The following is a 10,010-nucleotide window of genomic DNA, read 5'->3' as shown; positions in this document are numbered from 1 at the left end:
ATAGAGTAAGATGATGATAGTGGCACATAGGTTTCCTCCGAGATATAGATTTTGTTTGGTAGCATTATTATATCAGAAACCTATGTGTCATTTTTTATAGGTGTTGCACTTGTATTGTAAATTCGCCAGCAAAAAAATAACATCCCGCAGGCGCGTCGGCTATAACTGCCGGACAGGCTTACGGGATGTTTTTCGTTATGGGTGATATTGCCGCATGGCGATTTTTTGCTGACGGCGGGCGAAGATGCTCATGATGAGCACGATGACGCCGGCTAGGACGAAGACGAATTTGATGCCGACGAAGGTCGCAATGACCCCGCCGAGAAGGGGCCCGGCCATAGAACCGATCTGCTGAGCTGAAAAGAGGAGGCCGAAGACGCGGCCTTTCATGTGGGCCGTCGTGTTTTCCGCTAAAATCGCGTTGATGGACGGATAAATGCCGGAGAAGAACAGGCCGATGGCAAATTGCGTCGCTGCGAAGTAATAGAGGTCGTCCGGAACGGCTTGCAGGAAGAATACGAGGCTCGTGGCGAACAGGGCGTAGGTCAGCGACGTGTGGAAGCCGTGGTGCTGGCCGAACCGGCCCCACAAGGGCGATGAAACAGCGCTGGCAAAGCCGCCCAGGGAGAAGACGAGGCCGGAAATGAAGATCAGGTTGTCCAGATGGCCGGCCAATTCCGTTACGTACGTCGTCAGGACGGGCTGGATGATGAGGATGACCATCTGCACGAAGACGGCGAAGATCAGCATGTTGCGGATGAGGGGATGATGCCACAGGCTTCCCTCTTCTGCCGGCGCGGCGGCCTTCGCCGTTTCTGTCGGCGTATCCGTGTCAGGCGGTTCCTTGATGAAGAATACGAGGATGAGAAAGTTTAGGAATAAAGCGCCTGCGGCGAGGAAAAAGGACATGCGCATGCCGAAGATTTCCGCCAGCAGCCCGCCGAACAGGGGGCCGATGACCCCGCCGGCCGTCAGGGCGCCCTGCATGACGCCCAGGCAGATGCCCAGCTTTTTAGGCGGCGCGTACGTCGTCATAATAGCCAGCTCCATAGGCCACAGGCCTGCGGCAAAGCCCTGGAACATGCGCATGAACGTCAGCTGCAGCGGCGAGGTGACGATGCCGCCGAGAAAATAGCTGATCGCCAGCAGCAGGCTGGAACGGATCGCCATGAGCCGCTTGCCCTTCTTATCGGCCAGGCGTCCCCAAATCGGAGCCATGATCGCGCTGACGGCAAAGGTCGACGAAAAGACGACGCCAGACCAGATATTGACCGAAGACGCGTCTACGCCCAGCTCCCGCGTCAAATACATGGGCAGAAAAGGAATGAGCATCGTGTAGCTGGAAGACATGAACACGACGTTGCAGGTTAATATGGCTAAACAGACTTTCCAATTCATGATCGATTCGCCTCTTTTATATGGAACATTCTATATATTTCTTTATATACTTATAATAATCTATTTGAGTACGTTCATTATACTGCAACTTTTTGGAAAATGATAGACCCGTCTTATGGTCTTGCTGAATTCATGCCGGACTTATATAATAAAGACACCGCATGGCGACGGGCGGGCATGGCGCCGCCTTTTTCCTGCGGAAGGACAAGATTTGAAAAGAAGGAACGCTGCATGATTATATATCTCCTGAAGCGCATAGCCGGCGCTGCCGTCGTGCTGTGGGCTATTATTACGATTACCTTCGGGCTGATGCACGCCATACCGGGAGGCCCCTTTACGCAGGAAAAGAAGCTGCCGCCGGCTGTCATGGAAAACATCGAAGCCCGATACCATCTGAACGACCCGCTCTGGAAACAGTATGCCGATTACGTCGGCCGGGCCGCCGTGTTGGATTTGGGCCCGTCTTATAAATATCCTGGCCGCACGGTGAACGACATCATCGCCGAAACCTTTCCCGTATCGGCCGCCTTGGGGTGCATCAGCCTGTGCCTGGCCGTTGGCGTCGGCGTGGCGGCCGGTCTGGCTGCAGCCTGGTACAAGAACCGCTGGCTCGATTACGCTCTGATGCTTGGGGCGACCTTTGGCGTATCTGTTCCCAGCTTTATCATCGCGGCGCTGCTGGTGCAGCTGTTTGCCTTTACCTGGCCCGTGCTGCCGGCGGCGATGTGGAAGGGGCCGTCCTACGTCATCTTACCGGCGTTGGCCCTGGCGGCTCACCCGACGGCCTTCGTCATGCGCCTGACCCGTTCCAGCGTGCTCGACGCGCTGGGACAGGACTATATACGCACGGCCCGTTCCCGCGGCGCAGACAAATACTCCCTCCTGTGCCGCCACGCCCTGCGCAACGCCCTGCTGCCGGTCGTCAGCTACATCGGGCCCTTGGCGGCGGCCTTGCTGACAGGCAGCTTTATCGTCGAGTCCATGTTCGCCATTCCCGGCCTGGGGCGGCATTTTGTTACCAGCATATATAACCGCGATTATACAGTTATATTGGGGATTACGATTTTTTACAGCTTTCTTATCATGCTGATGAATTTATTGGTAGATCTGGTGTATCCGCTGCTGGACCCGCGGATTGCCTTGAAATCGCGTAAGGGGGAATGACCATGGACGCTCGTGAATTTGAGCCCATCGGGCCGGAAGCGCGCCTGGAGCCCTGTGTTCCGCCGCAGAAACTGCGCGAGCGGGGCTGGCGGCAGATGAAAAAAAATCGGCTGGCCCTCTGGGGCATGGCGATCGTCGCCGTCATGACTGTATTGGCCGTCGTCGGGCCGTGGCTGTCGCCGTATACGTATGACGCGCAGAATTTCACCATGGCCAATGCCTGGCCGTCGCGGGAGCACTGGTTCGGTACCGATGCGCTGGGACGGGATTTGTTCGTCCGCGTCCTGTACGGCGCGCGCATTTCCTTGTCCATCGGGCTGGTTGCCAGCCTGATCAACGTATGCATCGGCGTCTTGTACGGCGGCGTCGCCGGCCTGGTCGGCGGCCGGACGGAACGGATCATGATGCATATTGTCGACGTCTTGTATTCGATTCCTATGCTGCTGTACGTCATCCTGCTCATGGTAGTATTTCGTCCGGGCCTGCTCAATATTTACCTGGCCCTGGGCATATCGTACTGGCTCAACATGGCCCGCATCGTCCGCGGCCAGATACTGAGCTTAAAGCAGCAGGATTACGTGCTGGCCGCGCGGTCCTGCGGCGCGTCGATGTGGCAGATTCTGCGCCGCCACATGATTCCCAACTGCGTTGGCCCGATCATCGTCACCTTGACCTTATCCATTCCTGACGCTATTTTTACGGAGGCTTTTCTGAGCTTTATCGGCCTGGGCGTATCAGCGCCCATGGCCAGCTGGGGCGTACTGGCCTCGGAAGGCATCAACAGCATGCGTTCCTTCCCGTTCCAGCTGTTCTTTCCGGCGGCGGCCCTGAGCCTGACCATGCTGGGGTTCATGTTTCTCGGCGACGGCCTGCGCGATGCCTTGGACCCGCAGAACCAGAAGGAGGGAAGCCGATGAAGCCGTTATTAGACATCGATGGGCTGTCCGTGTCGTTTCGCACGTACCGCGGTATCCTCGAAGGGCTGCATGAGGTGTCATGGCGTGTATATCCCGGAGAGACCGTGGGCATTGTCGGCGAATCGGGCTGCGGCAAATCCATTACGGCCCAGTCGGCGATGAAGCTGCTGCCGGAAGAAACGGCGATGTATACGAACGGCCATATTTACTGGGACGGCCGGGATATACTGCCCTTGCGCGAGGGGGATATGAACGCATTGCGGGGCCGGCAGATGGCTATGATATTCCAGGACCCCATGACCTCGCTGAATCCGGTGCTAACGATAGGCAGCCAGATTCGCGAAGGCCTGGACCCGGCGAAATTCAAGAGCCGGAAGGAACGGGATGAACGGGCCCTGGCGCTGCTGCGGGCCGTCGGAATTACAAATCCGGAAAAGCGATTGGGCCAATATCCCCATGAGCTGTCCGGCGGCATGCGCCAGCGCTGCCTCATCGCCATGGCCTTGGCCGGCGAGCCGCGGCTGCTCTTCGCCGACGAGCCGACGACAGCTCTCGACGTGACGACGGAAGCGCAGGTATTGGCGCTGATTCAGGAGCTGCAGAAGCAGCTGGGCATGGCCGTCGTCCTTATTTCCCATAACCTCGGCGTCATCGCCCAGATGTGCCGGCGCGTGTACGTCATGTACGCCGGCTGCGTCGTCGAGGAGGGGCCTGTAGAAGATATTTTTTATCGGCCTGCCCATCCGTATACGCAGGGGCTGCTGGCGTCGCTGCCGGACCCGTCCCGGCCGGACAAGGAGCTGACGGGCATCGACGGACAGGCTCCCGATTTGTTCCATATGCCGGCAGGCTGCCGCTTTTATCGCCGCTGCCCGCAGGCTATGCGCATCTGTACGCATAGCCTGCCGCCGCCGTACGAGCTGGGCGGCGGCCATCGCGCGGCATGCTGGCTTCTGTGCCCGGAAAGGAGGAAGGCCTGTGAATCTGATTGAGGCTGTTCATATTACGAAGCAATTCGTCGCAGGCCGGGACTGGCTGGGACGGCCGAATAAGGTAGTGACGGCTGTGCGCGACGTATCGCTGGCTATACGGCCGGGCGAGACCGTCGGCTTAGTCGGCGAATCGGGCTGCGGCAAATCGACCTTTGCCCGCACCGTACTGGGACTGTATGAAAAGACGGGCGGACAGGTATTATATAAGGGACGGGATACGGCAGAGGCCGATGCGGCCAAAGCGTACCGGCGCTGCGTCCAGATGATTTTTCAGGACCCCTATTCGTCCTTGGACCCCCGTATGACCGTCGGCGATATTATCAGTGAACCCCTGCGGAACTACGGCCTTTGCCCTACGGCGTCGGAACGGCGGAAGACCGTAGAGGCTCTCTTAGAGATGGTCGACTTGCGGGCCGAAGCGGCCCAGCGCTATCCCCATGAATTCAGCGGCGGCCAGCGGCAGCGCGTCGGCATCGCCCGCGCCCTGGCCTTGAAGCCGGAATGCGTGTTCTGCGATGAGCCCATTTCGGCCCTCGACGTATCCGTGCAGGTGCAGATCGTCAATATGCTGAAGCGGCTGCAGCAGGAGCTGGGATTGGCGTATTTGTTTATTTCCCATGATTTAGCTATGGTGCATCACGTCAGCCGCCGTATCGGCGTCATGTATTTAGGACGCCTCGTCGAGCTGGGACCAGGCAGCGATGTGTTTCACCGGCCCCTTCATCCTTATACGAAGCTGCTGATTTCCGCCGTGCCGCGTCCCGATCCGGGATACAAGCGGCGCGTCGTCGTCGAAGGGGAAATTCCCGGGCCCTTCGACGTGCCGTCAGGCTGCGTATTTCATCCGCGCTGTCCCTATGCGTCAGACCTGTGCCGCCGGGAAGAGCCCCTGTGGCGGAAGGTGCGGCCGGAGCGGTACGTCGCCTGCCACGCCGTGGCAGAGGAGGGCCTATGATGAAACGGATATTGGCGGCTGTCGGCCTGGTGCTGCTGTTGTTGGCCTGCTGGGGATGCGGGGCTGCGCCCCGTCCCGATACGGTAAGCTATGTGCTGGAAGCCGAGCCGTCGCGCCTGGACCCGGCGATGACGACGGCCCTGCCGGAAAGCAACGTGGAGCTGCAGATTTTCGAGGGGCTGACCCGCTTAGATGACCATGACGTGCCGCAGCCGGCCCTGGCCGCTTCGTGGCAGATTTCGCCGGACGGCAAGGTATATACGTTTTATCTGCGCGACGGCATCTGCTGGAGCGACGGCACGCCGATTACGGCCCAGGATATTGAATACTCGTGGAAGCGGGTGCTGAATCCGGACGTCGCTTCGGAAAACGCCTACATGCTGTTCTGCATTGATAAGGCCGAAGCGTATTTTAACCGGCAGGCCCGAGCTGACGAAGTGGGCGTCACTGCCTTGGATGATAAGACCCTGCAGGTGCGGCTGACGAACCCGACGGCCTACTTTCTCAATTTGACGGCCTTCCACTGCTATTACCCCGTGCCGAAGCACGTCGTCGAAGCCCGGCCTGATACGTGGGCGGCTGACGCAGAGACGATGGTGTGCAGCGGGCCTTATAAGATTACGGCTTGGAATCATTCCAGCCAAATCGATATGGTGAAAAACGACGCCTATTGGGATGCCGGCGCCGTCGTTTTGGACCGTCTTGAATTTCCCATCAGCGACTCTCAGGCGACGCGCCTCACGCTGGTAGAAAGCGGGCAGGCTAATATGACCGTCGAGCCGCCGCCGTCGGAACAGGAACGATTGGAAGGCTGGGACTGTATAAGATTGCGCCGTACCTTGGTTCGTATTACTATGTGTTCAACGTGCAGAAGCCGCCCTTTGACGACGTGAACGTCCGCCGGGCCTTTGCGGCGGCCGTGCGGCGGGAAGAGCTGGTGCGCCATGTCGTGCGGGCTCAGAAGGAAGCGGCCTACGCCTGGGTGCCGCCGGGAATTGTCGATGAAAAGACGGGCCGCGATTTTCGTGAAGAAGGCGGCGATTTAGCTGTCGAAGACGAGGCGGCTGCCCGAGCATATCTGAAAGCTGCCGGATATGACGAAGACCATCCGCTGCCGGAGGTGACGATTTTATTCAATACGAATGAAATGCACAAGGCCATCGCAGAAGCGATGCAGTCCATGTGGAAGGACGTGCTGGGAGCCGACGTCTTTTTGGCGAATCAGGAATCAAAGGTATTCCTGGCGACGCGCAGCCAAGGCGATTACCAAATTGCCCGGGCGTCGTGGATTGCCGACTACGTCGACCCGATGACGTTTTTAGACGTGTTTGCAGATAGGGATAACGATGCCCGCTATTATAATGTTATATATAATAATCTGGTACAGGCGGCTAAGGAGACCAACGACCCGGCGCTGCGCCGGCAGTATATGCATGAAGCCGAACAAATTTTGTTCGACGACTGCGTCATCATCCCGATTTACTATACGACGCAGCCCTACGTCGTACAGCCCTATGTCAAGGGCTATCATTGGTCGCCCTTGGGCGTCGTCGATTTTAAACGGGCCTACTTAGAAGATCAGAAAGGATGAACTGCATGTATACTTTTCCAAAACCGCTGCGGCCAGGCGCTACGATTGCCATCGTAGCGCCGTCGGCTGCCCTGGCGGACGACGATTTGCAGGAAGGCGTCGATTTCATACGATCCTTAGGCTATGACGTCAAACTGGGACGGTCTGTCGGCGCGCATTGGGGCTACTTGGCCGGCACGGATGAGCTGCGGGCGCAGGATATTCACGAAGCCTTCGGCGACGACGGCGTGTCCGCCGTGCTCTGCCTGCGCGGCGGATATGGGGCGGCCCGGCTGCTGCCGCTTCTGGATTATGATTTCATTGCGGCCCATCCTAAATTATTTATGGGGTTCAGCGACATTACGGCCCTGCACACGGCGTTTCAGCAGCGCTGCCGCATGGCGACTGTCCACTGCGCCATGGCCATGTCCTTGGGCCATACGGCGTCGGATTATACGCGGGAGCAGTTTGCCCAGGGGCTGCAGTCGCCCTTTTCGGCGCGATCCCTTTCCCTTCCCGAAGGAACTATGCTGGAGCCTATCGTACCGGGCTGCGTTTCCGGCCCCTTGTGCGGCGGCAACATGATGCTCCTGTCGGTCCTGACGGGGACGCCCTATGGGCTGGACGGCACGGCTGCCGTCGTGCTGCTGGAAGAAATCGGCGAAGATGCCTACGCCCTGGACCGGATGCTGTGCCAGTTTGAGCAGTCAGGATTGCCCGAGCGGGCGGCGGCCTTTGTCTTCGGCGATTTTGCTCACTGTGAGCCGACGCAGAAGAGCGAGTATGAGTTCACCGTAAAGGAAGTCGTATTCCAATACGCCCAGCGCTGGGGAAAGCCGGCCCTTTGGGGCTTTCCTGCCGGTCATGGCCGGCATAACGCCTGGCTTCCCTTCGGCTCGACTGCCCGGCTGTGCAGTACGGCGGACGGAGCGGAGCTGGCCATTACTGCGCCGACATTCTGAAGCAGAAAGGGAGATTGACATGGATAAGCAGAAGATGAAGGAAGCAGCTTGCCGAAAGGTCGACGAACTGCAGCCTTTAATTTATGAAATTGCCGATTACATACACGCCCATCCCGAATTGGGCGGCAGCGAATACTTGGCGTCGTCTTATTTGCGGAAGGTACTGGGCGCCGCCGGCTTTACGGTGGAAGACATCGTGCCCGAAGCATTTCCGACGGCCTTTCATGCTTCGTGGGGAGACGGGCCGTTTCACATGGGATTTTTAGCGGAGTACGACGCCCTTCCGGAGATTGGCCATGGATGCGGGCACAATCTCATCGCAGCTATGAGCGTCGGGGCGGCCCTGGCCTTTGCTGCTGTCTGCGGCGCCGGCGCGACTGTCCATGTATACGGCTGTCCGGCGGAAGAAACGGCAGGCAGCAAGGTATATATGAGCGACCAGGGCGTATTTGATGAATTGGACGCTGCTGTGATTCTTCATCCCTGTGCCGATACGACCAGCATCGGCGGCACGTCGTATGCCTCTCATCCGATGGAATTTACCTTTTTGGGCAAGGCCGCCCATATTGCCGACAGGGAATACGAGGGAATCAACGCGCTGGATGCCCTTGTCGATTTTTATCGGCAGCTGAAAGACCTGGAACAGACATGGACGGAAACCCATCTAATCGGCGCTATCATTACGGACGGCGGCATCGCGCCCAATATCGTCCCTGATAAAGCGGTAATGCGGGCTACGATACGGGCTCTCGACGCGCAGTATTTAGAAACGGTCATGCTGCCGCAGATTCGCGAGCTGGCTCAAGCCGTTGCCCAGGCGCACGGGGCCGAGGTCGCGATGGTTCATTATGAGCCGTTGTATAAAAATATGATACAAGATGCCAAAATAAACGTATATTTTGCCGAAGCCTTTAACGCCCTCCATGAACCCTTCGACGTGAAGGACGACGACTATGCCGACGGTTCCAGCGACGTAGGCAATGTGAGCCAGGTCACGCGGGCTTGTCAGCCGGAGATCTGCATTTGCTACGACGCGGCGGCTCATACGGAGAAATTCGCCGCGGCAGCAGGCGGCGAGCTGGGGAAAATGCAGGCCTTAGTAGGGGCTAAAGCGATGGCTATGGTGGCGGTAGAAGTCATGAATGAAAAGGATGGCAAAGAATTCTTGTTGTGAAATTTTTTCTTTGTGAACTGGCAAAAAATGTATGAGTAAAACGTGATGAGATATATTGACAAAAGCACACCTCAATAATATACTTTAGGCAAGATGATATTTCATTATCATTTTGCGGAACGTCTTAAGAAAGAAGAGGGAAGTGATCACATCATGAAATCTATCGTATTGTACTCGTCTCATACAGGAAGAACGAAAAAAATTGCCGAACACGTCGTAAGCGGACTGCCGGAAGGTACGCCGTGCCTGCCCGTTGAAGAAATGCCGGCCGACATCAACTCCTACGACTGCGTTTTTTTGGGCTGCTGGGCTGACGGCGACGCCGTAGACGCCGGCGCTGCGCAGGCTTTGGAACAATTGGATAATAAAAACGTCGCCGTATTTGTCACAGTGCAGAGCGGACCCTTCTCCGACGACTCGGCGAAAATTTTGCGCACCGTCATCGACGCCCTTCCTTCGGGCTGCAAAATCGTCGGCACCTATGTCACGCCGACGGAACGGGAAGATAATAAAGAAGAAAGTGATCAGAAAGCGCGGGCTTTTGCTCGGGACTTTGCAGAAAATACGCTTGACCGCTTGATGGGCGCCGGAGTTTAATCGCTTGTGTTTGTACGGACTCGCTAAAGAAATCCAATGGATTTCTTTAGCGTTTTTTGTTGCCTCTATTTAAATGAGACGGCCTGATGCGGCGTTTGCCAGGTGTTTTTCCGAAACACACATTTTTGTAGAAAAAAATCTCTTGACAACAGGGCGAAAAGAGGATATACTAAACAAGCTGTTGCGGCAGGGCGCCGCGGCAGGCCGGATAGCCGGTTCGCTTGAAAAGAACTTCAAAAAAAGTGCTTGACAAGCTCGGACGAGTCTGGTAAGATATACAA

At 57.2% G+C, this 10,010-nt stretch carries 10 protein-coding genes; 9 read left to right on the top strand and 1 reads right to left on the bottom strand.

All coding sequences use genetic code 11. The features are described 5' to 3' along the window. Positions 1–195: 195 nt before the first annotated feature. On the bottom strand, positions 196–1,398 hold the full coding sequence (locus tag CJ260_RS12195; protein WP_095630397.1) for an MFS transporter: 1,203 nt from the start codon (positions 1,396–1,398) through the stop codon (positions 196–198). 231 nt (positions 1,399–1,629) lie between these two features. On the opposite strand from CJ260_RS12195, the gene CJ260_RS12190 reads away from it, so the two are divergent. The 9 genes from CJ260_RS12190 (at position 1,630) to CJ260_RS12155 (ending at position 9,729) form a co-directional block, all read left to right on the top strand. Next, positions 1,630–2,562 carry an ABC transporter permease gene (locus tag CJ260_RS12190; protein WP_087478636.1) on the top strand — a complete coding sequence of 311 codons (933 nt, stop codon included), beginning with the start codon at positions 1,630–1,632 and terminating at the stop codon, positions 2,560–2,562. 2 nt (positions 2,563–2,564) lie between these two features. Beyond that, a complete protein-coding gene (locus tag CJ260_RS12185; protein WP_198947473.1) occupies positions 2,565–3,479 on the top strand; it encodes an ABC transporter permease in 915 nt (304 codons plus the stop codon). Then, a complete protein-coding gene (locus tag CJ260_RS12180) occupies positions 3,476–4,471 on the top strand; it encodes an ABC transporter ATP-binding protein (protein WP_087478634.1) in 996 nt (331 codons plus the stop codon). Before CJ260_RS12185 ends, CJ260_RS12180 begins: the two co-directional genes overlap by 4 nt. Beyond that, positions 4,458–5,426 carry an ABC transporter ATP-binding protein gene (locus tag CJ260_RS12175; protein ID WP_095630395.1) on the top strand — a complete coding sequence of 323 codons (969 nt, stop codon included), beginning with the start codon at positions 4,458–4,460 and terminating at the stop codon, positions 5,424–5,426. The genes CJ260_RS12180 and CJ260_RS12175 overlap by 14 nt, the downstream gene beginning before the upstream one ends. After that, a complete protein-coding gene (locus CJ260_RS13355) occupies positions 5,423–6,319 on the top strand; it encodes a peptide ABC transporter substrate-binding protein (protein WP_255378522.1) in 897 nt (298 codons plus the stop codon). Before CJ260_RS12175 ends, CJ260_RS13355 begins: the two co-directional genes overlap by 4 nt. Further along, positions 6,283–7,017, top strand: coding sequence for an ABC transporter substrate-binding protein (locus CJ260_RS13350; RefSeq protein ID WP_255378521.1), 735 nt, complete (start codon positions 6,283–6,285; stop codon positions 7,015–7,017). Before CJ260_RS13355 ends, CJ260_RS13350 begins: the two co-directional genes overlap by 37 nt. A 5-nt stretch (positions 7,018–7,022) precedes the next feature. Then, on the top strand, positions 7,023–7,958 hold the full coding sequence (locus CJ260_RS12165) for an LD-carboxypeptidase (RefSeq protein ID WP_095630398.1): 936 nt from the start codon (positions 7,023–7,025) through the stop codon (positions 7,956–7,958). Between the two features lie 19 nt (positions 7,959–7,977). Further along, positions 7,978–9,132 carry an amidohydrolase gene (locus CJ260_RS12160; protein ID WP_095630394.1) on the top strand — a complete coding sequence of 385 codons (1,155 nt, stop codon included), beginning with the start codon at positions 7,978–7,980 and terminating at the stop codon, positions 9,130–9,132. A 153-nt stretch (positions 9,133–9,285) separates the two neighbouring features. Then, complete coding sequence (locus CJ260_RS12155; RefSeq protein WP_158221409.1) at positions 9,286–9,729, top strand: flavodoxin family protein; 444 nt, start codon at positions 9,286–9,288, stop codon at positions 9,727–9,729. The last annotated feature ends 281 nt before the right edge of the window (positions 9,730–10,010 follow it).

Source organism: Megasphaera sp. ASD88 (genome assembly GCF_002287425.1).
Taxonomy (GTDB): domain Bacteria; phylum Bacillota; class Negativicutes; order Veillonellales; family Megasphaeraceae; genus Megasphaera; species Megasphaera stantonii.
Note: the sequence above shows the minus strand (reverse complement) of the source record. Positions and strands in the feature narration are given on the sequence as shown.

What these genes read in the sequence shown, in the direction of transcription:
- CJ260_RS12195 (WP_095630397.1), bottom strand. Translation starts at nt 1,398, where the DNA reads ATGAATTGGAAAGTCTGTTTAGCCATATTAACCTGCAACGTCGTGTTC.
- CJ260_RS12190 (WP_087478636.1), top strand. Translation starts at nt 1,630, where the DNA reads ATGATTATATATCTCCTGAAGCGCATAGCCGGCGCTGCCGTCGTGCTG.
- CJ260_RS12185 (WP_198947473.1), top strand. Translation starts at nt 2,565, where the DNA reads ATGGACGCTCGTGAATTTGAGCCCATCGGGCCGGAAGCGCGCCTGGAG.
- CJ260_RS12180 (WP_087478634.1), top strand. Translation starts at nt 3,476, where the DNA reads ATGAAGCCGTTATTAGACATCGATGGGCTGTCCGTGTCGTTTCGCACG.
- CJ260_RS13355 (WP_255378522.1), top strand. Translation starts at nt 5,423, where the DNA reads ATGATGAAACGGATATTGGCGGCTGTCGGCCTGGTGCTGCTGTTGTTG.
- CJ260_RS12165 (WP_095630398.1), top strand. Translation starts at nt 7,023, where the DNA reads ATGTATACTTTTCCAAAACCGCTGCGGCCAGGCGCTACGATTGCCATC.
- CJ260_RS12160 (WP_095630394.1), top strand. Translation starts at nt 7,978, where the DNA reads ATGGATAAGCAGAAGATGAAGGAAGCAGCTTGCCGAAAGGTCGACGAA.
- CJ260_RS12155 (WP_158221409.1), top strand. Translation starts at nt 9,286, where the DNA reads ATGAAATCTATCGTATTGTACTCGTCTCATACAGGAAGAACGAAAAAA.